The organism is Novosphingobium sp. BL-S-33, from assembly GCF_056857025.1.
This window is the reverse complement of the sequence record NZ_CM166475.1, coordinates 100,152-122,410: the sequence shown is the minus strand read 5'-3', so window position 1 is coordinate 122,410 and position 22,259 is coordinate 100,152. Positions and strand designations below refer to the sequence as shown.

Sequence of the window (22,259 nt, the reverse complement as noted above, 5' to 3'; positions counted from 1 at the left end):
GGTCCCCCTCCCCTTGCAGGGGAGGATTTTGGGGCGTCCCGGATGTGGACCGGCGCGAGTAAACGCGTACGAATTCCTTGCGCCATCGTGGCCTCAACAATGCCGTCGCCCCCGCGAAGGCGGGGGCCCCGCTGCCTTTCCTCCACGCTCGCCAAGAACAAGCGGGGTCCCCGCCTCCGCGGAGACGACGGAGAGTATTTGGGCGGATCTCAACGCCATTCCGCCGCCCCCAATCGCATCCCGGAGACTAGAATTTCTTGTTCGCGCACGTCTGGCCCCACCGCTAGACCACAGGCTCAGAACAGAAGGTCCGCGATGTCGATTTCCCCCCGAGCCCCGATGAACCGCCGCAAGGCGCGCCGCGCATGACTCTCTCTCCGCGCCGCCGCTGGCTGCTCTTCACGCTCGCCCTGACGGCCGGCGTGCTCAATCTCGTCGACCGCCAGATCATCTCGGTGCTCAAGCCCACGATCGCTGCCGACCTTGGCTGGACGGACAACGATTACGGCACACTGGCGGCATGGTTTCAGGCAGGCGCGGCATTCGGCTTCCTTGCGGCAGGCTGGATCGTTGACCGGCTGGGCGCGAAATGGGCCAATGCGGCAGGCGTCGCCGCCTGGTCGCTGGCAGCGATGACCCATGGCTGGGCCAGCAGCTTCAGCCAGTTCGTGCTCTGCCGCATCGGCCTTGGCGCCACAGAATCGATGGGCACTCCGGCCGGCGTGAAGACCATCGCGACGATCTTCCCGCCCAATCTGCGCTCGCTGGGCTTTGGCCTTACCAACATGATGAACAGCATCGGCGCGATCCTTGCGCCGCTGGCGATCCCGGTGGTCGCAGCGTTCTGGGGCTGGCGCGCAGCGTTCGTGATCGCAGGCCTGATCGGCCTTGCGTGGGTGCTGGCATGGCTCACCGCCTCGCGCGGCGTGGATTTCGGCGACAGCCAGCCCGCCGCCCCCGGCAACGTCCTCTCCGGCGACAAGCTGTTCCTCAAGGAAGGCCGCACCTGGACCATCGCCCTCGCCAAGGTCCTGTCGGACGCGACCTGGTGGCTGATGCTGTTCTGGATGCCGGACTACTTCCACCGGCAGTTCGGCCTTTCCGGCACCGAACTCGGCCCGCCGCTGGCGCTGGCCTATTGCGGATCGGCGGCGGGTTCGCTGCTGTCGGGCTATGCCGCCAATCGGCTGCTGTCGAAAGGCTGGAGCGCCAACCGCACGCGCAAGACGCTGATGCTGATCTCCGCGCTTTGCGTGGTGCCGGTGCCGCTGGCACTCCATGCGCAGGAATACTGGATGGCAGTCGGCCTGATGGCGCTGACGTTGGCCGGGCATCAGGGTTTTTCGACCAACCTGTTCGGCCTCATCGCCGACGTCACCCCGCGTCACAAAGTCGGCCGCGTAACCGGCTTCGGGGCATTCTGCGGCAACCTTGGCGGCACCGCGATCAGCAAGATTGCCGGGCTCGTGCTGGCCGCCGGGCTCGGTTACGGCCCGCTCTTCGGCTTCGCCTCGGTATCGTACCTGCTGGCGCTGGGGTGGATCCAGATCACCATGCCCAGAATCATCCCTGCCGAGGATACGTAGGATCACCTCGTCTCCCGCATGGGGCGACTAAAGGAAAACTATCTTTCTCAACTGAATTGGTTGACTATGGTCCGCGCGGTTCAAGGGAGACAAGAATGACCATGACACCGCTCCGCGCCGCCCGCACTCTGCTGCTGGCATCCGCGGTTCTCTTCCCGGCAGCGGCCTATGCCGACGAGGCTGCCGACCGAAGCGCCATCACCCCGCAGCCGGGCGAGATCGTCGTTACCGCGCGTTATCGCGATGAATCGCTCCAGCAGGTTCCGATCGCGATCACCGCCGTCAGCGGCCAGTCGCTCAACGACCGCGCGATCCACACGCTGCAGGACCTCTCCAACACCGTTCCCTCGATCGACTTCCGCAACGGCGCCTCCAACAAGGACCGCACCGTCTTCATTCGCGGCGTCGGCACGATCAGCACGTCTCCGGGCGTCGAATCCTCCGTCTCCACCGTGCTAGACGGCGTCGTGCTCACCCGCCCGGGCCAGGCGACGCTGGACGTGGGCGAAGTGGAGCGCATCGAAGTTCTGCGCGGCCCGCAGGGCACGCTGTTCGGCAAGAACGCCTCGGCCGGTGTCATCAGCATCGTCACTGCCGCGCCCTCGCAGCAGTTCCACGCCTATGCCGAAGGCTCCGCGACGACCGACGAGGAATATCGCATCAAGGCCGGCGTCACCGGCGGCATCGCGCCCGGCATTTCGGCCCGGATCGACGGCCTCTATGCCAATTATGACGGCAATGTGCGCAACGTCTACACCGGCAACGAGGTCAACGGCTACGAGCGTTACGGCGTGCGCGGCAAGATCCAGGCGCAGGCGACCGACACGCTGAAGCTGACGCTCGCGGGCGATTACCTGCACTCGCACGACACCACGCCGAGCGGCGTCTACGCCAGCACCAGCCAGATCGCCTATCCCACCGGCGCGGTCACGCAGTCCCCGGCGCTCGCCGCGTTCCTGGCCAGCCAGGGCATCACCGCCGGCCCGGAGAACCGCAAGGTCAGCACCAATTTCGACACCGATGTGCGCGACCGGAACTACGGCGGATCGCTGACGGCCGAATGGGGCATCGGCGACTACACCGTCACCTCGATCACCGCCTATCGTGAGTGGAAGAACGAGCAGCATCAGGACTATGACGCCCTCTCGCAGCTTTCCGCCACGTTCCCCGAGGGTGAGGACTTCGGCACGGTCGACAACCACCAGTTCTCTCAGGAACTGCGCCTGACGTCGCCGAAGGGCAAGTTCATCGACTATGTGGTGGGCGCTTACTACCTCCACACCAAGACCGATGAAGTCTACACCCGCGCGCTCACCCGCCTGATCTCCGGCGCCGAGAACACCGTGACGGGCGTGGCGAATTACGGCGTCACCGGCGATAACTACGCGGTGTTCGGTGAGGCCAATATCAACTTTACCTCGTGGCTGCGCGCCATCGCTGGCTATCGTTCGACTTGGGACGATCTCAGCTACTACCACGTGCGCACGTCGACCAACGACCCGACCAATTCGGGCTCGCCCTCGCTCGATGTCGCGGGCATCCGCGCCTATCACAACTCGGCGGATTCGACCTCGACACGCGGCGATTCCTATCGCGGCGGCATCCAGGCGGACTTCCTGACCAACAATCAGGCCTATTTCACCTATTCGCGCGGCTACAAAGGCCCGGCCTACAACGCCTATTTCAACATGCGCTCGCTCAACGCGACCACGCCGCTGGATGAAATCGCGCTGAAGCCGGAAACCTCTGACTCGTTCGAAGGCGGAATCAAGGGATCGGCGCTCAATCGCCAGATCACCTATGCGCTGGCGGTCTATTCCACCAAGTTCCACAACTATCAGGCCAATTACAACGATGTGGTGGGCGGTGCGCAAGTCACCCGCCTGATCAACGCGGGCACCGTGCAGACCAAGGGCGTGGAGTTCGACTTCGGCCTGCACCCGATCCCGGGCCTCTCGCTCGATACCTCGGTCGCCTATACCGACGCCAAGGTGATCCACTTCATCTGCCCGGCCGGTGCGCCGTCGAGCTGCGATATCGACGGACAGGTCCTGCCGTTCGCGCCGAAGTGGAAGCTCTACAGCAACGCAGCCTATCGCTTCGCGCTGTCGAACGCGCTGGACCTCGAAGTGCAGTCGGACATCACACTGAAGAGCCGCACGCAGTACCAGTTGACCGAAACGCCGGGCACGGTGCAGCCGGGCTACTATGTGTGGAATGCCAGCGTCGCGCTGATCGGCACGACCGGCGACTGGCAGCTGCGCGGTTTCGTGAAGAACATCACGAACCAGAGCTACTCGAACTACCTCGCCAACGGCACGCTGGCCGGGATCGTCCGCTACGTGCCGCGTGACGACAAGCGCTATGCGGGCATTCTGCTGCGCAAGGACTTCTGATTGAGCGGGCTGCGGGGGGGGGGCGGAAGCCCATCCCCCGCAGTTCGTCATCTGGACTTCAAGCATCTTGGTGAGCCTGCCTCAATCTCCCTGCGCCCCGAAGGACAATGTACCGTTTCAGTTTCAGTGCGCACCCTGAATTTCATTACGGGCGGCTTCCACGATGAAGGCACTGCGGGTCAATCTGCGAGCCGCCGCTGCTGCGTCGATCGCGTCGAGAATACCGCGATCAAGGGAGAGGTTCACCCGCACCGATTTGCCAGCAGCAGTCAGACGAGGAACAGCGAGCAGAAACGCACCGGCGGCCAGATCATCGCTCACTTCAGCAGCGATCGTCGCCATATCGCGCGGAGTCGCTTCTTCAGCATCTTCGAACCAGAGTTCGAGCGCTTCGCAGGCATTGGGCAAAACGTCTTCCATGTGATCCGCTGCGGAAAAGCAACCCGGAAGATCGGGAAAGGTTACGCCAAAGGCACTGTCAGCGTCTTTGTGGACGAGTGCAAAAAAGGTCTTCATAACTGTTACTCCCGGAGCCGCCTCAGAGCCAACCCACCATCTTGGCTATGCTGCGCGCCGTGCCCAACGGCAGGTCTTTTTTGGGATGGGGAACGATCACCATTTGGTCACCCTTACGGAACTTGTGATGCGAGCCCTTGCACGAAACGAGTTCCCACCCTTCCGCCTCGAGACGCTTGACGATCTTCTTGCTATCCCGCTCCATGCGTAAATATATACACACTTACCGTGTGCTCAGCAAGTTTTTTGCGCACATATTTGCGCAATTTAGAGGTGGGCGACACAAAACGCGGCAAGCGAAGTGAAAATCCACGCCGATCAGCCCTTCAAAGGCCCTCGCCACCCACCCAATGGGCGTCGGCCAAATAGCGCGCAAGGTTCCAGACCTGCCGCCGGATATCCGGCACCGCCACGATCTCCCAGGCCTCGCCCTTGGTCACCGGGCCGACGGCGAAAAGCGTATCCTGCGGCTTGCCCTCGGCATCGCGCACGCGGCCGAGATGTTCGACATCCAGCCCCAGCCGGTGCTCGTCCGGCCGAACCCGGCCCTGTGCGAGCAAATCCTGCACCAGCGGCAACCCGCTGCGCAGCAGGTCGCCCTCGGGCCCGGTGCAATTGATCACCCGGCAGACTTCCAGCCTTTCCAGCCGGTCCTCGCCGCGCGGACGATAGTCCACCGCAACGCCCCGATTCGTCGCCTGCGAGCCGGCCAGCTTGCCGGCAACGAAGTCCAGCCGTCCTTCCGCTTCCAGTTCCGCCAGCCGCTTCGCCACATCAGGCGCGAGGCGATGCCGGTGGACATCCCAATAGGGCCGCAAGTGCCGCAAGAAGCGGCGCTGGGCGGCAGCATCATGACGGCGCCAGAGGTTCTGCGTGTGCGGCCGCTGCTCGTCCACCGCCGCGCGCCAGCCAATCGCCTTGGCACGCTCCCGGATCTGGCGGACCAGTGCGGAACCGCGCGCATCGGGCGCCGGGACGTTCTCGACCGCCGGGCCCGTCTCGGCGTGGGCGTGCGGCTTCAATCCGCGCCGCGACAGCGCGGTGATCCGCCCGTTGAACCCTGCCTTGTCGAGCGAGAGGATCATGTCCGCCGCCGTCAGCCCCGTGCCGATCAGCAGCACATGGCCCAGCGCCTTGGCATCGGCGACCGCCCCCGGATTCCACGGATCGGCGAAGCAGCGATCCTCGGGCAGCGCCGCCAGTGCCGAGTGCGGCGCGGGCGGGAAGTTGCCCAGCGCCAGAACCAGCGAACGGGCCTCGATCTCGCTGCCGTCGTCCAGTTGCACAGTGACCTGTCCGTCTCCGAAACGCGCCGACAGCGCTTCAGCGCTGACGATCTGCGCCCTCGGCCCGGCATCGGACAGCGCCTTGATCAGCAGTTCGCGTAAGTAGAGGCCATAGGTCAGGCGGGGCACGAAGCGATTGGCCTGTTCCTCCCCCGTCTGGCCGATCCAGCGCAGGAAGTTCGCCTGATCGTCGGGAAAGGCGCTCATGTTGGCGGCGCGCACGTTGAGCAGGTGCTCCGGCCCCCGCGTGCCGAACGCGAGTCCCTTGGCAAGCTGCGTCTGGTTGCGCTCGATCAGCACCACCCGCACGCCCTGGCGGATCAGGTTGATGGTCAGCAGGGTGCCACTGAACCCGGCGCCGACTACGGCTATGGGAAGGTCGCTGGGTTCGACTTTGGGGAGCATCTGATTCATGTCGCCTCCAGCCTATCCGCATAGCCGCCCATTTATCAACCATTTTGGTTGAGAATAATGCCGGTATTATGGGGAAAGGCGCAAAACCGGGAAATTACGCGGCACGAGATGCCAGTTCCTCGCCTGATAACGCCCTGTAGCAACGCTTCATGGGCCCGCGGGCGACGACCGGTGCATGGCTTACGACGACGCCCGAATGATAGCCTGACGAGCAAGCGAATCCCCGTTGACAGAACATTGTCCACCGTTATGGTTGAGAATGTAAGGCGCACCACGAGTCCGCCTTTCCCAGGCCTCCGCGCAAAGCCCGCGAAGCCTTCCGTGCAGGTCGTCAACGACAGCACTCCCATCCCGTAATTTTCGATGCTGCACGCCACCCGCGCCGCAGCCGATGAGGAGATTGTGCGATGAATGCCGTCACCCATGCTACCCGCCCTGCCGAAACCCATGCCGTCGGCGATTTCGAAGTCATCCGCGTAGAGGCCAATCTTGGCGCAGAGATCCGGGGCCTCGACCTTACCGGCCCGGTCACCGACGAACTGGCCGACCTGCTCCGCAGTCTCTTGTGGGAACATCAGGTCCTGTTCTTTCGCGACACCGGAATCGATGATGCCAAACAGGCCGAAATCGGCCGCATCTTCGGCCCGCCGGTGGCCGACAGCATCGCCAAACGCCGGGGCGTGAAGGACGAGGACATCGTCCCCTTCAACACCGGCCCCTATTCCAACGGCTATTACGGCACGCCCTGGCACGCCGACGCCACGTACCTCGAAACGCCCTATCAGGTATCCATCCTGCGCAGCGTGATCGCGCCGGAATTCGGCGGCGACACCGCCTTTTCCAGCGGCATCTCCGCCTACGAAGCGCTCCCCGAAGAGGTGAAGCAGAAGATCGATAGCCTCGATGCCATCCACCGCCCGAACGGCAAGGCCTACCGGCTTATCGACGATGAGAAGGAACTGGCCGATTACCTCGCCGAATATAGCGGCGTGGCCCATCCCGTGGTCATCACCCACCCCTTCAACGGCCGCAAGGTGCTCTACGTCAACGAGGGCTTCACCAAGGAAGTGGTCGGCCTGCCGGAAGACGAGAGCAAGGAACTGCTCCGCACCCTGACGCACCAGTTCTACCGGCCGGAAAACATCGTGCGGTTCAAGTGGCAGCCGGGCTCGCTGGCGATCTGGGACAACCGCTCCGTCCAGCACTACGGCGTGGCCGATTACGGGCAGGCGCAGCGTCAGCTCGTCCGCATCGTCGCCCAGGGCGACCGGCCGCGCCGCTGAACCCGCCGATCTCCGCCCCTTCCAAAAAAACTGAGCAAGGGTTCGCATCCGTGACCAATCCCCGTCGCCTCTCCGGTTTCCTTGCCTTGAGTTCCGTTGCCCTGCTGGCAGCCTGCCACTCCTCTTCCAAGCAGGACGAGCAGCCCACCCTGCGCGTCGCCGACCAGCTCCACACGCTGCAATCGGCGATCGGCGCGGCGGGCGAGGGCCAGCCCAAGTCCTACCAGATCCAATGGTCGAATTTCCTCGGCGGCCCAGCCGTGGTCGCCGCCGAGACCGGTGGATCGGTGGACCTTGGCTGGATGGCGGAAACGCCGATGGTCTTCGCGCAGGCAGCGGGGAGCCCGGTTAGGGTCGTCGCGGTCAGCAGAGGGCTGAAACCGGGCACTTCCAACATCGCACTGGTGGTGGCAGCCCATTCGCCGATCCATTCGGTGGCCGACCTCAAGGGCAAGAAGATCGGTTATGCGCCCGGAACGATCTCGCAATATCTGGTCGCGCGCCTGCTCGATCAGGCGCACCTGAACTTTGACGACATCACCTCGGTCAAGCTCTCCGGCATCAGCACTTCGATCCTGGACAGCGGCACCGTCGATGCCTTCACGGCCGCCGAACCGATGCTCACGCAAGGGATCGAGGCCGGCAAGCTGCGCGTGCTGGCCTATGGCGGCCAGCCGGTCACACCGGGATATGGCTATCTCGTGGCTTCCGAGGCCGCGCTGGCCGATCCCAAGCGCGCCGCGCTCATCGCCGATTTCGTCGAGCGTGCCGCCCGTTCGGTGAAATGGCAGCGCGAGAATGTCGACAAGGCTGCGACAGCCTCCGCCAAGGCCTACAACGTCACCCCCGCACTGGCCGGGCAGATCCTGCGCCGGATGCCACTGGGCTATACCCCGATCGATGCCTCGATCGTGGCCGGCCACCAGCAGGAGGCCGACCTGTTCCACAAGTTCGGCCTGATCCGCCAGCGGGTCGATGCCTCGAAACTGTTCGACCACCGCTTCGATGCGTTGGTCCGTACCGTGGAGAACGGACGATGAATGCTCCCTTCTTCGATCCCGGCCCCCTCGTTCGCCCGGCGATCCGCGCGAAAGAGGACAAGCCGGACCGCCTTTCGCTGGCCCGCCGGGCGATCGGGCCGCTGCTCGTGCTCGCGCTCTGGGCAGGAACGACCAGCGCCGGTCTGGTGAGTGCCACGACCCTGCCCTCCCCCAGCGCACTCGCGACAACATTTGCGCATTTGTGGACCGAACAGGCGCTGCCCCACCAGATCACCGTCTCGCTCACCCGCGCTCTGGCGGGCGCCGCGCTCGGCATATCGCTGGGGCTGCTGCTCGGCATCATCGCCGGGCTGACGCGGCTTGGCGAGGAACTGTTCGACGCAACCTTGCAGATGATGCGCACCGCTCCGCCGCTGGCTTTGGTGCCGCTGTTCATCGTCTGGTTCGGCGTTGACGAAACGCCCAAGCTGCTGCTGATCGGCCTTGCGACGCTGTTCCCCATGTACCTCAACACCTACTCGGGCGTGCGCAATGTCGACCGCAAGGTGGTTGAGGCCTCCCGCACTTTCGGCCTCAGGGGCCCGCGCCTGATCCGCGAGGTGATATTGCCGCTGGCCCTGCCATCGATCCTCACGGGTCTGCGCTTTTCGCTCGGCGTATCGCTGCTGATGCTGATCGCGGCCGAGACGATCAATGCACAGGCCGGGCTCGGCTACCTGCTCAACACGGCACAGGTCTACCAGCAGGTCGACGTGATCCTCGTCTGCATCTTCATCTACGCCGTGCTCGGCCTTGGCGCCGACCTTTTCGTTCGCCTGCTCGAAAGATTTCTCATGCCGTGGCGCGCCAATCTGGCAGCGCGATAGGAGACCGACGATGCTGCATTCCGCACCTTCCAAGCCTTCCGCTTCCGTCCACCCGCTTTTCGTACAGGAAGTGCTCCGCAATCGCGAGATCGACCCCTTCGAGGGGCGTCCGCAAGCCGTAGCCGTACAAGGCGTCTCGCGCCTGTTCCACGGCCGCCCCGTGCTTGACGGGGTGGACCTGTCGATCCGGCCAGGCGAGTTCGTCGCGTTGCTCGGCGCCTCGGGCAGCGGCAAGACCACCCTCCTGCGCATCCTCGCCGGACTCGACGCCCCCGACAGCGGCGAGGCCTGGGTGCCCGAGGCACGGACCGTGGTGTTCCAGGAACCCCGGCTGATCCAGACCAAAAAAGTCTGGAAGAACGTCGTGACCGGCCTTTCCGGCCGCGCTGCGGCACGCCACGTGGCGGCCGAGGCACTGGCCGAAGTGGGCCTTGACCACCGCGCCGACGCATGGCCCGCCACGCTTTCAGGCGGCGAGGCGCAGCGCGCGGCGCTGGCCCGCGCACTGGTGCGCAAGCCGCGCCTGCTGCTGATGGACGAACCCTTCGCCGCGCTCGACGCGCTTACCCGCCTGCGCATGCAGCGGCTGATCGGCGCGCTGTGCCAAGCGCATTCACCGGCAACGCTGCTCGTCACCCACGATGTCGAGGAAGCGCTGCTGCTGGCCGACCGCGTGCTGGTGCTGCGCAACGGCCGTATCGCCTATGACAAGCGCATCACGCTGGAGCGTCCGCGTGTCGCCAGCGGTCAGGAATTCGACGCCTTGCGCAGCGAACTGCTGTCAGAACTGGGCGTGCATGAGGAAAATCCAGTGCCCGCCTGAAGCGGCAAAGGAATGTAAACCGGTCAATCCCAACCCTCAGCCGTCATCCCCGCGAAGGCGGGGATCCCGCTTCTTGCGTGCGAAACGAGAAGTTGAAAGGCAGCGGGGCCCCCGCCATCGCGGGGGCGACGAAGCAGTGGAACGGCAAGTTTAGCGCCATATCGAATCCGAGCGGACATCCAACGCCGAATTCATCCGCGCACCTTAGCCCTGCTCCACGGACTCGCGAAGCTCGCGAAAACCCGTTTCGATATGCTGCCGCGTAGCCAGCATGGCCGTGGCGGTATCGCCTGCGATCAGTGCGGCCAGCATATCGTCATGCTCGTCGGCGGCGCGACTGACGCGCCCTTCGAGCCGGTTGATGAGGTCGAAAGGATAGCGGGCCCAGAGAATCTGCACGAAATGCAGCGTCTGCGGCATCGCGGCAATCTCGAACATGCGGTGGTGGAACCGGTAGTTCGCCGCGCGCGCCGCTTCGTTGTCGCCCGCCGTGAAGGCCGCGGCGAACTCACCGGCCAACACGGTCAGTTCGGCGATGTCGGCCCCGGTGACGTTCTCCACCGCGCCGCGCACAAGCTGGGTCTCCAGCAGGATACGCAAGTTCAGGACCTCGCTCGAAGCCTCAATGTCGAAAGGCGCGACAGTGGCGCCGCGATGGCTATCACCGATCACGTAGCCCTCGGCCGAAAGCAGTTTCAGCGCCTCGCGGACCGGGGTAATGCTGGTCTTGAGCAGCGTGGCGATTTCCTGCTGCTTGAGGCGGGAGCCACGGGGAATCCGGCCCGAGATGATGCCTTCGCGCAGGAAGTCCGCAACCTGCTCTTCCTTCGTGCGAAACGGCATCATCGCATTGGTCGTCACTTGCGCATCACCCCTTTTGTCGCACCGGTGCCCAGGCGAAATCGCCGGGTTGATAGGCCTTGGCTGCCCCCGCTGACAACAGCGCCGCTGCTTCCTCCCCCGAATAACCGAGTTCGGCGAGCAGCGCTTCGGTATGTTCGCCGATCTCCGGCGGCGGCAGGCCGGGTTCGACAGGGCCGACGCCCGCGAATTCGGGAACTTCGAACTGGAGCCCGCGATATTCCACATCGCGCAGCTTCCCCGGCTGACGGGCCTGCGGCGCTTCGAGCACGCGTTCGAGCGGCATGACTTCGTGGAAGCCGAGGCCCGCGGCTTCGAGCCGGGCCACGGCTTCGTCGAACGTGAACCGCGCAACCGCTATGCGCACGGCCTCTTCCACGGTTTCGCGGGCCTTCTTGCGGTCGCGCAGCCTGGCGAATTCGGGGGTATCATGCTCGGGCATGGCGAGCGCTCCGGTCAATCGCGCCCAGTGCGCATCGGTGAGGACAAGCAGGTAGATCCAGCGCTGGTCCGATGTGAGATAGGCGCCGTAGCCGGGCATCGAGAACTCGCCCCCGCCCTCTTTTTCAAGGCGGCCGAGCAACTGCGTCTTGAGCTGCATGCCCGCCAGATCGCGCGCGGCCAGATGGAGGCCGGTCTCGTAGAGGCCCACCTCGATCCGGCGGGCAGCCTCGTCGGCATCGGGATCGAGCAGTGCGGAAAGCACGCGGATCACCGCGTAAGTGCCGGCGAACTGATCGTGGTAGGACGGGCCGAAGCGCGTCGGCCGGTCGTCCACGCGGTGGTCGTCCATGGCCCCGGTCGCCGCCTCGGCAATCGGGTTGGTCATCAGCCCTTCGGCCTGCGGGCCATGGGTGTAACCCTTGATATGGACGTGGACGAGACGCGGGTTCACGGCCATGCAATCGTCCGCCGTAACCCCCAGCTTGCGCGCCGCCGAGGGCGCGAGATTATGGATCACCACGCGCGACGTGGCGACAAGACGGCGGAACACCTCCTTGCCCTCTTCCGTAGTCAGGTCGAGGCAGATCGCCTTCTTCGAATGGCTATAGGCGATGATCGTCCCGGAGGGTCCCCCGCGCACCAGAGAACGCGTGGTATCACCTGCGGGCGGCTCGATCTTGATGACCTCCGCCCCCAACTGCGAAAGAATATGCGTCGCGAACGGCGCCGCGATCATGGTGCCGAGTTCCAGCACGCGCATGCCCGAAAGGGGCCTGTTTCCCTTGCTCATGCCTGCCTGGCTAGCAATAATGCATTATCCATCATAGCTGCGTCGCATCCGCCCGGCGATATCCGGCGCGTCAGAGCGGCTTGCCGCAAGCCTCCATCGGCAGCGAGAAGCGAGTGTCGGTCAGGAAGGCGTGGTCGGTCAGGCTGTCGAGGAATGCGAGAAGCGCGTCCATATCAGGCTCCGACACGGAAATGCCGTCGTGCACGCGGATGGCGTCGGCAAGCGTGGGTGCGGAGCCGTCGTGCAAATAGGGTGCGGTGACTGCCGCGTTGCGCAGGCTCGGCGTGCGGAACTTGCCGAAATCGTCGCGGGATGCGGTGACTTCCGCCAGTCCCGCATCGCTGCCAGTGGCGCCGATGCGGTGAAACTTCCCGTCCGTGAAGTCCTTGCCGGCGTGGCAGGACGCGCAGGACTGCTGGAATACCGCCAATCCCCGCCGGGCTTCCGCAGAAAAGCCATCCGCCTGCCCGGCCGCGAACCGGTCCCACGGACTGCTGCGCGAGACCAGCGTCCGCTCGAATGCGGCGATCGCGCTGACCGTATTGTCATAGTCGATCCGGCCACCTCCGCGCGGAAAGGCCTTGCGGTACATGGTGCGATAGCAGGGATCGCGCCCAAGTCTTTTCGGTATCTCCGCCTCATGCCCGGTCATCGCCATCTCCACCGGATGCTCACCGAGTATCGGCACGGCGGCCTGCTTTTCAAGCTTGGTCTGGCGCGGATCGGCCCATGTCAGCGGCGATAGCGAAGCAAGGTTCTGGAGGCCGGGGACGTTTCGCCGCCCGGGATCGCCAAGCGCGCCTGGATGCATGCGATTGCCATCCGCGAAAGCGTGGTGCTGTTCATGACATGTCCCGCAGGACATCGTCCCGTTGATCGAGAGGTCCGCGTCGTAGAACAGCCGCCGCCCCAATTCGACTTTGGCCGCGCTGTCTGCGCGCACCACAGCGCCCGTCTCCCGCCCCTCACCCGATCCCGAAACGGCGAGCAGGCCGAAAAACGCAGTGGCGATCAGCAACAGGCCCGGCAGGGCATAACGCATGGCAGCGTCAGGGTAGCCGGGCGATCAACAGCGGCAGCCGGGATTCGGAATTGGCCGAAATCTGAAGCTGATAGTCGCCGGGTTCAAGCGTGAAGTCGACCATCTTGCGAATGCCCGAACAGTCCGGCCCATGGCCATGCGCGATGGAAGAGACGGCGGCGCCCCCCTTCACCACATCGATCCACGCGGCCGATCCAAGCGCCACGCGGTACTTGCCGGGTTCTGTAATCGTGAAGGCGAAAATCCCGCCAAAACTGACCGATCCGCCCGGCTTTTCAGGCCTTAGCGCAAAGTGGACTTCGGGCGTGGGACGCAAACCGCCATCGACCGCCTTGCCCACTTCAAGCCGCGCCGCGGAGAGACCGTGCGCGTCCCCCGCTGCCACCAGGGTCGTCCGCGAGTTCCATGCCGAGAGTTCGGCTGGCAGCGCGACAGGGGTGGAAGGACAGGCGATCGGGTCGGGAACAACGTTCGCCATCTCCTGAGCCCCGGCCGCGCCGGAGGCCAGCAATGCAGCGAGCGCCCAACCGCCGGATAAAACCCCGATACCGCGTCCCGTCACCATGAGTCCCTCATTTCGTTGCACTTTCGCGTCCGCAAAAAACTATATACGGCCGGATATAGAGAATCGCCAGAGCGGCGACAGTACAAATCATGGGGGTTTCAGTCATGCGTCTTGCATCCGCGTTTGCGGTTACTCTTTCCTGCGCGCTCGCCGCGCCTGCGCTGGCGCAGTCCGCTGCGCCGTCCGACCAGACCGAACGCAGCGATGCCTTCACGCTGGGCCAGATCATCGTCACGGCGCCCTCGCCGACTGCGCCCTCGATCACATCGTCCACGCTCGATGCCGAAGCCATGCAGTTGTTCAATCGCACCAGTCTGGACGACGCGGTGAACCTCATGCCCGGCGTGTCTTCGTCGAACAGCGGCGGATCCCGCAACGAACGCCTGATCAACGTGCGCGGGTTCGACCGTTTTCAGGTCCCGCTCTCGATCGACGGCATCCGCGTCTACCTGCCCGCCGACGGACGGCTGGACTATGGGCGCTTCCTCACCGCCGACATCTCGCAAGTGCAGGTCGCCAAAGGCTACGCCTCGGTGCTGGACGGCCCGGGCGCGATGGGCGGGGCGATCAACCTCGTCACCCGCACCCCCACGCAGCCGATCGAGGCCGAGGCGCGCGGCACGCTGAACCTTGGCCGTGAGGCGGAGTATAGCGGCTACAACCTCTTCGCCCTGCTCGGCACCCGGCAGGACAAGTGGTACGCGCAGGCCAGCTACACGCGCAATTTCACCGATCACTGGGACCTTCCCGGCAGCTATGAGCCGACGCCCGGCTCCGCCGAGGACGGCGGCCACCGCGACCTCTCGCGCACCGAGGACTGGCGCGTGAACGCCAAGGTGGGCTTCACACCCAATGTCACCGACGAATATTCGCTGAACTACACCCGGCAGGAAGGATCGAAGAACGCGCCCCTGCACATAACCGATCCGGTCTCCAGCCAGCGCAACTGGTCGTGGCCGTACTGGAACATCGACAGCATCTACTTCCTCTCGACCACCGCGCTGGGTGACTATGGGACGCTGAAGACGCGCGTCTACCGCAATAGCTTCGACAACCTGCTGAGCGCCTTCGACGACGCGACCGAGACCACTCAGACGAAGCCGCGTGCCTTCAACAGCTACTATGCCGACACCGCGTGGGGCGGCTCTGCGCAGCTCGATGTCGATGTCAGCCCCGCCAACCGCCTGAGCGTGGCCGCGCATTACCGGCGCGACAAGCATGTCGAATGGCAGCAGGTCTTCCCCTCGGGCGCGACCGAGCCGAAGCAGACCAGCATCGAGGAAACCTACAGCATCGCCGCCGAAAACCGGCTCGCCTTCAGCCCGACACTCGCGCTGACGGCCGGCGTCAGCTTCGACTGGCGCGATCTTTCCAAGGCCGAAGACTACGCCAATAACGCACTGATCGAGTACCCGCTGCACAACGGCAAGGCGCTGAATGGACAGGCGCAGCTCAACTGGACGCCGGACTCGCAAACCAGCTTCCACGCCAGCATATCGTCGCGGGCGCGCTTCCCGACGATCTTCGAACGCTTCAGTTCACGCTTCGGCGGCGCGGTATCCAGCCCGGATCTCAAGGCCGAGCGCGCAACCAATTACGAGATCGGCGGCACGCGCGATTTCGGCCCGCTCCATGCCGAAGCGGCCCTGTTCTATTCGCACCTCAACGATGTGATCGTCGCTTTTCCGTTCCTTTATCAAGGGCAGCCAGTCACCCAGAGCCGTAACCTTGGCAGCGGCAATTACTACGGCGGCGAGATCGCCTTGACCGCAAAGGTTGCCAACACGCTGAGCCTGGGCGGCAATTACACCTACACCCACCGCGACCTTGACGATCCGACCAACAGCGCCTTCCAGCCAACCGGCGTGCCGACACACAAGGCTTTCGTCTGGGCAGACTGGTCGCCGCTCGATGGCCTGCACGTCCTGCCCAATGCGGATATTGCCTCGAACCGCTGGACGGTGAACACCGCCGGCACGCGGTACTACCGCACGGGCAGCTATGCGCTGGCCAATCTCACAGTCAATTACGCGCTCTATCGGGGTGTGGAAGTGGGCGCGGGCGTGCGCAACCTGTTCGATGACTACTACGTGCTCACCGATGGCTTCCCCGAGCCGGGCCGAAGCTTTTTCCTGAGCTTCCAATACAAGTACTGAGGCGCCGTCCTCACTACTGCATGGTCAATCCCGCCGCTTCCGCCGCGCATGTCGCGGCGGGCGGCGCGGATGGCCGGGACGCGAGTTCAACCCGCGCGGCAGCGAGATCCGCGCGGAAGGCCTTGTCCGCATTGAGGCGCGCGACGGCCGCCGCCGCCATCAGCCGTCCCGCCTTCACGTCGCTGGCCCAGTGGGCGTTGCAGACCAGCCGGCTCTCGCCGAAAGCATAGCCTCGCTGGAGGATGGCGTCCGTGCGGTCCGGCACCAGTTGGGTGAAGATCAGGGCCCAACCCCATCCGAGCGCGCTGTGGCCCGAGGGATAGGAGCCATCGGTCCGCAAGGTGGCTTCATCGGCGGGAAGGCAAGTGCCGTTGCCATGCGCGACAAAGGGGCGGACGCGCTGGTAGTGATCCTTCGCCTTGTAGGTCGACAGGCCGATATCGATCATCGACTTGCCCAGCAGCCGGTAGAGCACCGGCGTCCGCTTCGGATCGGGCGTGACCCCGGCGGCACAGGCGAACGTCTGGAAGGCATGGGCCGGCTTGAGATCGGCATCGCTGGCCGCCTGCACGAAACGCGGCGAGCCCGGCGCGCGTGTCATCGCCTTGCTGACTTCCTCATCGCGTGCAAAGGCTGCCGATTCCGCCGCAGGCGGTGGCGGCAGCAGCGCCAGACTGTCAGGTAGTTGGTCCATCGGCAGATAGCCCTTGGGCATGCCGGGAGGCAGCTTTGCGGTGATGCTCGGCACCGATCCGGCTGGCGTTCGGGCCGAAGTCTGGCCGTCCGGCGCCTGAGCCGCCGCCGAGACGAAAGTCGCGGCGGCGGCCAGGGAGGACAGGAGTGCGGCGCTACGCACTCCTCCCATCAACTCGATCCGGCGGAAGCGTCAGCCATCTTGGCGATTGCATCGTCGATGGTGAAGCTGTTGGGACGCTGAATCGGCGGGAAGTCCTTGAAAGTATCCGCAAACATCGCGGCGCCCGTCTGTGCGGCGTAGATGAAGTACGCGTTATACAGGAACCAGTCGTAGTACGTGTTCGACGTGATATCGGCGAATTCGTACGGATCGGTTCGCAGATTGAACAACTTGGGCAGTCGCAGCCGTGTGAAGGGCTCGGCCCAGACTTGCATCGTTCCCTTGCAGCGCTGTTCGAGGAACACCAGTTTCCAGTTGTCGTAGCGCATGGCGAGAATGTCGCCGTCATCGCTGATGTAGAAGAAGAAGTTGCGCGGGCTCTTTTCTTCCTTGCCGGTGATGTGGCCCAGCAGGCTCACCCCGTCGATGTGGTTCTTGTAGGTCCGGCCGATCGCAGAGTAGCCGTTCTTCACTTTCTCGACGATGTCGGGCGCGCCGGCCATTTCGAGGAACGTGGGCAACCAGTCGTGATGCTGAACGATACCGTTGGAGACCGACCCCGGCGTCACCTTGCCCGGCCAGCGGATCACCAGCGGAATGCGGAAAGCGCCTTCCCAGTTGGTGTTCTTTTCGCTGCGGAACGGCGTCATGCCGCCATCTGGCCAGGAATTGCGATGCGGGCCGTTATCGGTCGAGTACATGACGAAAGTGTCGTCGGCGATGCCCATCTCGTCGAGCGCGTCGAGCACTTCGCCCACGTTTTTGTCATGATCGATCATGGTGTCGTGGTAATTGGACTGCCAGCGGCCGGCCTGGCCGAGGCTTTCCTTCTTGGTGTGCGTGAACATGTGCATGTGGGTGGTGTTGAGCCACACGAACCACGGCTTGCCCTCCGCTTCCTGCTTCTTCATGAAAGCGAGCGCCGCAGCCACGAACTCGTCGTCGCAGGTCTCCATCCGCTTCTTGGTGAGCGGGCCGGTATCCTCGATCTTCTGCTTGCCCACCTTGCCCCAGCGCGGCATTTCGGTGGGATCGTCCACGTCGGTCGCCCAGCTATGAATCACGCCGCGCGGACCGAAACGCTCCTTGAAGTGCGGCATATCCGGTTCGTGCGCGGGATAGTGCTCCATCTCCGGCTCTTCCTCGGCATTGAGGTGATAGAGGTTGCCGAAGAACTCGTCGAAACCGTGGTTGGTGGGCAGCATGTGGTTGAGATCGCCCAGGTGGTTCTTGCCGAACTGCCCGGTCGCATAGCCCTGCTCCTTCAGCAGCGCAGCGATAGTGACGATCTTCTCGTTCATGCCGATGGGAGCGGCCGGAATACCCACTTTCGACAGTCCGGTGCGCAGCACGCTCTGCCCGGTGATGAAGGAAGAGCGGCCGGCCGTGCAGCTTTGTTCGCCGTAGCTGTCGGTGAACTTCATGCCTTCCTTGGCAATCCGGTCGATGTTCGGCGTTCGATAGCCCATCAGACCATCGGTATAGCAACTCAGGTTGCTGATTCCGATGTCATCTCCCCAGATTACCAGAATGTTCGGCTGTCCGTTCGGCATCAGACTTTCCCTTCGAGTATTTCAGCCAATAGTCGAAGGTTCGGCGGCCCGTATCTATCGGTAGTTTCCCTGAACATCGGATATTGTGCCACCGAAGCTCGACACGCCTGATTTTATTCTCCCAAGACCTCGCATTTCAGCGGAATACCCCCGGAGACCCTTCCGCAAATCCTAGGGTAATCCCCCATTCATGCGCGGTCTTCGGTGCTTCAGATTTGCCGGGGACATTTGCCGATCATCCATGACGCACCCACTGGAGAAGCCTGCGATGGAATTCGTCAAACATCTCCTGCCGCTGATGCTGACGGGCAGCCTTGCCTTGATGATCATCGCAGCGGGCGTCGCATCCGCGCGCGGGGATTTCGCCTATGTCCTCGCCCGCCCGGCGCTGCTCGGCCGAGCGGTGGTGGCCATCGTTGTTGTCCCTGTCCTCATCGCCGTCCTCGTCATCGCGCTGTGCCCGATTTCCCATTCGGCGAAGGCCGGGATCTTCCTGATGGCGATTTCTCCCGTCGCGCCGCTCATGCCGGGCAAGGCCCTGAAGTTCGGAGGCCACGGCACATACGTATACGGCCTGCAGGCGGCCGGTGCAGTGCTGGCGCTGCTGTTCGTGCCGACACTGGGCATGCTGGGCTCGAAGTTCTACGAAGTGGACGCCCATTTCCCGATCGGCGTAGTCGCCCGGAACATCTTCGTCGGGCTGGTGATCCCGCTGGGAATCGGACTGGTGCTGGGCCGTCTGGTCTTGCGGAAGGTTTCACCGGCGCTTCCCCGCACGCTCATGATCATCGCCAACCTGCTGCTGATACTCGCGTTTCTGCCGATCCTGGCCAGCCTCCTGCCGGACATCGGGGCACTGGTCGGCGACGGGACCATTCTGGCCATGGCGATCGTGGTCGGCGCGGCCCTGATCGGAGGGCACTTGCTCGGCGGTCCCGACCCGGCGAACCGCGCGACGCTCGCGTTCTCGGCATCAATGCGTCACCCCGGCATCGCGCTTGCCCTTGCCGGAGCCAACCATGCCAACAAGGCGATAACCGCTGCCGTGCTGTTGTTCCTCCTTGTCGGCCTGGTGGTACTTATTCCCTACCAGATCGCCCTCAAGCGCAAGGCCGCACCGGCCTGAAGAAGGCCTATCTCCGCCTCACGATCTCTGCCCGAATACGTGCGCGAGCGGATCGCGCGTGAGCGGCAGCGTCGAAGTCGGCGGTTCAGTTCTGTCTTCTCAAATCACCTGCAAGGCACCGCCGGCAGCAGCGGAGGCGCGCATGGCGTCCATCACCTGCATCGTCGCCAACCCATCTGCAAATGTCGGAGGCGCAATCGACGAACCCGCCTCAGTCCCCGCGATCCGGGCCATCAGTGCCTCGCACAGGCGCGTGAAGGGCCCCATCTCGAAGTGCGAAAGCCGGTCAGCAGGCGGTGGAGGAGGAAGCTGCAAATCCGCAGGCACCGGCAATTCGCGAGTGCCGCTCCTGTCGGCCACGAACACTTTGCCGCCTTCGATCCAGACGGTGCCTTTCGAGCCCGCGCAGCGGCACAGGCTCGCAGGTGCCCCCCAGGCCCCGGCCGATTGCTGCATCGAACCCTCGACGCCGTTCTTCAACAGAAAGCGCATCGAATAGCTGTCTTCGGCAACGCTCTCGCGGTGCGACACGACCATCAGGTTGGCGCTCAGCGAGTGGAAATCGCCAAGCCACGCCCGGATCTGGTCGATCAGGTGCGACCCGCCCGCACCGAGCCATCCGCCGCCGGCTTCCACATCGAACCACCACTTCGGCAATCGCGCCTCGGGATCGGCGCAGAACGGGATGAACTGGTCCAGCACCAGGAATCGCGGCTCCCCGATCAGGCCTTCGGAGATCGCGCGGCCGAACAGCGCACGCTCAGGCAGCCAGCGGAATTCGTGCGAGACCATATGGACAATCCCGGCGCCTTCGGCGGCCTCCAGCAAGGCCTTGCCCTGCGCCGCATCGAACGCGAAAGGCTTCTCGCAAAGCACATGACAGCCCCGCGCGATCGCCGTTCGCGCAAGCGCCGCATGGGTGCTCGGCGTGGTCGCGATAGTCACGATCCTTGCGCCGGTTGCGCTGATCGCCTCGTCAAGATCGGTGAAGAATGCGGGAATGCCGAGCGATGCAGCCTTGCGCTCCAGACGCTCGGCGTTTCTGCCCACCAGCCCGACGATATGAAAACCGGCTGCTCGCAGGGCCGGAACGTGGATTCGGCAGCCAAAGCCGGTGCCGACGACCAGGACGCCGAAATCTGCCGTGCCCATAGCTACGCTTTCCCTTCCCCATCCACGCTTCGGCGTGTTCGTTCGGGCAAGCTATGATAGTCAATACTATCTTACAAGCCGCCACCGCGATAGGGCGAGGATATAGCGCGGCTCAGAGCCGGCCGTGGGCCCGCTCAAGCGCTATTCCGGCAAGGTTCTGTCCGCGCCGGACATACCGGATCCGCACGCGATCGAAATCGCGGACCAATGTCTGAAATGTGGCAAGGTATGCGGCAAATCTGGGCGCAACGCGGCGGGTAGCGCCATTGATCTGGTCCACGACCATGGTCGAATCGCCAAGCAGGGTCACATCCCTGACGCCAAGCGCGCGCGCCATTTGCAGCGCCTCGATAGCGGCGAGCCATTCCGCATCGTTGCTGTCGCCGTCCCCCAGATCGGTCCGGAGGAAGGTTTTTCCTCCCGCGACTACCGCCGTTTCGATCGGCCCGGGATTGGGACGACAGCCGCCGTCGAAATAGATCTTCACGAATGCGCTGCGCCGGGATTGCGGGCAAACCAGATAACATGATCCGCGCCCCCTTCGCGGGCGCATTCATCCACGACGACTTCGGCCACGTGGAACCCCACTTCCTTGAGGCGCAGGACGAAGTTGGCGCAAGTCGAGGCCGACCAGACGGCAAGGATGCCGCCCGGCTTCAGCGCCAGACGCGCCGCCTTCAGCCCGCGAACGGTGTAAAGGTGATCGTTCTCCAGCCGCGTGATCCCCTCGGGCCCGTTGTCGACATCGAGCAGAATCGCATCGTACCCTGCCCGCGCGGAATCGATCAGCATCGCGACATCGTCGTTGACAAGCAGAACTCGCGGATCATCGAGGCAACCTGCGGTCAGGCGCTGCATCGGCCCGCGTGCCCATGCAATGATTTCCGGCACGAGTTCGGCCATCGTCACATGGGCATCGGGGCCCAGCACCGCCAGGGCCGCGCGCAAGGTATAGCCCAGACCATAGCCGCCGATCAGCAGTTCGGCCGCAGGCCGATTGCCAAGCCGATCGCACGTCATCGTCGCCAGCGCCTCTTCCGAGGCGCTGGCCCGAGTACTCATGAGTTCGGTGCGATCGAGCAGGATCGTGAACTCATCCCCCCGCTGCACCAGACGCAAATGCACGCCATCGGGCACTTCGGCAGTGTCTATCTGTTCGTGCCCGGCAATCGTGATGCGTTTGGGGGACGGAGGCGGCTCCGTAGCCGATTTTACCGTGATGACTTGCGTGCCTTGCGTGCAGCATAACGCGCATCACGCGCCGCCTTGAGTTCGGCCTCCGTTGGCGGGACCACGATAGCGGCGGCCTTTGCGGCTTCGGCGATTCTCTTGGCTTCGGCCCGCTCGGCGGCGCGCTTTGCCCGCAATTCCTCGCGCTCACGCGCCTTCTCGGCGCGTTCGGCCAGCACCGCGGGGTCGACTGCGGGCTTCGCCTTCAACTGGGCAAGCGCTTTCGCTCGTGCCGCCGAAGCAGCCGCAACGCGATCCTGAAAGCCCGGTTCCTTGTATCCTGCCATTGATTGTACCTGATGTTCCTCTGAGA

Annotated in this window: 21 protein-coding genes; 8 read left to right on the top strand and 13 right to left on the bottom strand. The window is 64.2% G+C overall.

What is annotated here, in order from left to right:
- Window positions 1–365 precede the first annotated feature (365 nt).
- Together AC1VVM_RS17460 and AC1VVM_RS17455 are read left to right on the top strand one after the other, a co-directional pair.
- Entirely contained in the window at window positions 366–1,586 is a 1,221-nt protein-coding gene (locus tag AC1VVM_RS17460; RefSeq protein WP_482906612.1) for an MFS transporter, read from the top strand.
- Between the two features lie 95 nt (window positions 1,587–1,681).
- A complete protein-coding gene (locus AC1VVM_RS17455) occupies window positions 1,682–3,982 on the top strand; it encodes a TonB-dependent receptor (RefSeq protein WP_132385922.1) in 2,301 nt (766 codons plus the stop codon).
- Window positions 3,983–4,105: 123 nt separating this feature from the next.
- Here the strand turns inward: AC1VVM_RS17455 and AC1VVM_RS17450 are convergent, their stop codons facing one another.
- From AC1VVM_RS17450 to AC1VVM_RS17440, 3 genes are all read right to left on the bottom strand, one after another.
- Window positions 4,106–4,498 (bottom strand): type II toxin-antitoxin system HicB family antitoxin, encoded by a 393-nt coding sequence (locus tag AC1VVM_RS17450; RefSeq protein WP_482906611.1) that lies wholly within the window; start codon window positions 4,496–4,498, stop codon window positions 4,106–4,108.
- A 22-nt stretch (window positions 4,499–4,520) separates the two neighbouring features.
- On the bottom strand, window positions 4,521–4,703 hold the full coding sequence (locus tag AC1VVM_RS17445) for a type II toxin-antitoxin system HicA family toxin (RefSeq protein ID WP_482906610.1): 183 nt from the start codon (window positions 4,701–4,703) through the stop codon (window positions 4,521–4,523).
- Window positions 4,704–4,824: 121 nt separating this feature from the next.
- On the bottom strand, window positions 4,825–6,198 hold the full coding sequence (locus AC1VVM_RS17440; RefSeq protein ID WP_482906609.1) for an FAD/NAD(P)-binding protein: 1,374 nt from the start codon (window positions 6,196–6,198) through the stop codon (window positions 4,825–4,827).
- Between the two features lie 407 nt (window positions 6,199–6,605).
- On the opposite strand from AC1VVM_RS17440, the gene AC1VVM_RS17435 reads away from it, so the two are divergent.
- Genes AC1VVM_RS17435 through AC1VVM_RS17420 form a run of 4 tightly spaced genes read left to right on the top strand, consistent with a single transcriptional unit; the run spans window position 6,606 to window position 10,171 of the window.
- Entirely contained in the window at window positions 6,606–7,481 is an 876-nt protein-coding gene (locus AC1VVM_RS17435) for a TauD/TfdA dioxygenase family protein (RefSeq protein WP_482906608.1), read from the top strand.
- A 50-nt stretch (window positions 7,482–7,531) separates the two neighbouring features.
- Entirely contained in the window at window positions 7,532–8,521 is a 990-nt protein-coding gene (locus AC1VVM_RS17430; RefSeq protein ID WP_482906607.1) for an ABC transporter substrate-binding protein, read from the top strand.
- Complete coding sequence (locus tag AC1VVM_RS17425) at window positions 8,518–9,348, top strand: ABC transporter permease (RefSeq protein WP_482906606.1); 831 nt, start codon at window positions 8,518–8,520, stop codon at window positions 9,346–9,348. Before AC1VVM_RS17430 ends, AC1VVM_RS17425 begins: the two co-directional genes overlap by 4 nt.
- A gap of 10 nt (window positions 9,349–9,358) precedes the next feature.
- Window positions 9,359–10,171, top strand: a complete 813-nt coding sequence (locus AC1VVM_RS17420) for an ABC transporter ATP-binding protein (RefSeq protein WP_482906605.1) — start codon at window positions 9,359–9,361, stop codon at window positions 10,169–10,171.
- Between the two features lie 204 nt (window positions 10,172–10,375).
- On the opposite strand, the gene AC1VVM_RS17415 is transcribed toward AC1VVM_RS17420, so the two are convergent.
- The 4 genes from AC1VVM_RS17415 to AC1VVM_RS17400 all read right to left on the bottom strand — a co-directional run bounded on the left by AC1VVM_RS17415 (window position 10,376) and on the right by AC1VVM_RS17400 (window position 13,873).
- Window positions 10,376–11,032 carry a GntR family transcriptional regulator gene (locus AC1VVM_RS17415; protein ID WP_482906604.1) on the bottom strand — a complete coding sequence of 219 codons (657 nt, stop codon included), beginning with the start codon at window positions 11,030–11,032 and terminating at the stop codon, window positions 10,376–10,378.
- Between the two features lie 7 nt (window positions 11,033–11,039).
- Window positions 11,040–12,266 (bottom strand): CaiB/BaiF CoA transferase family protein, encoded by a 1,227-nt coding sequence (locus AC1VVM_RS17410; RefSeq protein WP_482906603.1) that lies wholly within the window; start codon window positions 12,264–12,266, stop codon window positions 11,040–11,042.
- 70 nt (window positions 12,267–12,336) lie between these two features.
- Window positions 12,337–13,308 (bottom strand): cytochrome-c peroxidase, encoded by a 972-nt coding sequence (locus tag AC1VVM_RS17405; RefSeq protein WP_482906602.1) that lies wholly within the window; start codon window positions 13,306–13,308, stop codon window positions 12,337–12,339.
- A 7-nt stretch (window positions 13,309–13,315) separates the two neighbouring features.
- Entirely contained in the window at window positions 13,316–13,873 is a 558-nt protein-coding gene (locus tag AC1VVM_RS17400; protein WP_482906601.1) for a homogentisate 1,2-dioxygenase, read from the bottom strand.
- Between the two features lie 104 nt (window positions 13,874–13,977).
- Between AC1VVM_RS17400 and AC1VVM_RS17395 the strand changes: the two genes are divergently transcribed.
- Entirely contained in the window at window positions 13,978–16,029 is a 2,052-nt protein-coding gene (locus AC1VVM_RS17395) for a TonB-dependent receptor plug domain-containing protein (RefSeq protein ID WP_482956969.1), read from the top strand.
- Between the two features lie 13 nt (window positions 16,030–16,042).
- On the opposite strand, the gene AC1VVM_RS17390 is transcribed toward AC1VVM_RS17395, so the two are convergent.
- Together AC1VVM_RS17390 and AC1VVM_RS17385 are read right to left on the bottom strand one after the other, a co-directional pair.
- Complete coding sequence (locus AC1VVM_RS17390; RefSeq protein ID WP_482956968.1) at window positions 16,043–16,894, bottom strand: acid phosphatase; 852 nt, start codon at window positions 16,892–16,894, stop codon at window positions 16,043–16,045.
- Window positions 16,894–18,438 carry an arylsulfatase gene (locus tag AC1VVM_RS17385; protein ID WP_482906598.1) on the bottom strand — a complete coding sequence of 515 codons (1,545 nt, stop codon included), beginning with the start codon at window positions 18,436–18,438 and terminating at the stop codon, window positions 16,894–16,896. The genes AC1VVM_RS17390 and AC1VVM_RS17385 overlap by 1 nt, the downstream gene beginning before the upstream one ends.
- 268 nt (window positions 18,439–18,706) lie before the next feature.
- Between AC1VVM_RS17385 and AC1VVM_RS17380 the strand changes: the two genes are divergently transcribed.
- A complete protein-coding gene (locus AC1VVM_RS17380; RefSeq protein WP_482906597.1) occupies window positions 18,707–19,564 on the top strand; it encodes a Na+-dependent transporter in 858 nt (285 codons plus the stop codon).
- Window positions 19,565–19,663: 99 nt separating this feature from the next.
- Here AC1VVM_RS17380 and AC1VVM_RS17375 read toward each other — a convergent pair whose 3' ends face one another.
- The 4 genes from AC1VVM_RS17375 to AC1VVM_RS17360 all read right to left on the bottom strand — a co-directional run bounded on the left by AC1VVM_RS17375 (window position 19,664) and on the right by AC1VVM_RS17360 (window position 22,233).
- Entirely contained in the window at window positions 19,664–20,716 is a 1,053-nt protein-coding gene (locus AC1VVM_RS17375; protein WP_482906596.1) for a Gfo/Idh/MocA family protein, read from the bottom strand.
- Window positions 20,717–20,828: 112 nt separating this feature from the next.
- The gene (locus AC1VVM_RS17370; RefSeq protein WP_482906595.1) at window positions 20,829–21,203 is read right to left on the bottom strand and encodes a reverse transcriptase-like protein; all 375 of its coding nucleotides are present in this window, start codon (window positions 21,201–21,203) and stop codon (window positions 20,829–20,831) included.
- Entirely contained in the window at window positions 21,200–21,853 is a 654-nt protein-coding gene (locus AC1VVM_RS17365; RefSeq protein ID WP_482906594.1) for a spermidine synthase, read from the bottom strand. The genes AC1VVM_RS17370 and AC1VVM_RS17365 overlap by 4 nt, the downstream gene beginning before the upstream one ends.
- Before the next feature lie 74 nt (window positions 21,854–21,927).
- A complete protein-coding gene (locus AC1VVM_RS17360; protein ID WP_132385907.1) occupies window positions 21,928–22,233 on the bottom strand; it encodes a DUF6481 family protein in 306 nt (101 codons plus the stop codon).
- Window positions 22,234–22,259: the final 26 nt, after the last annotated feature.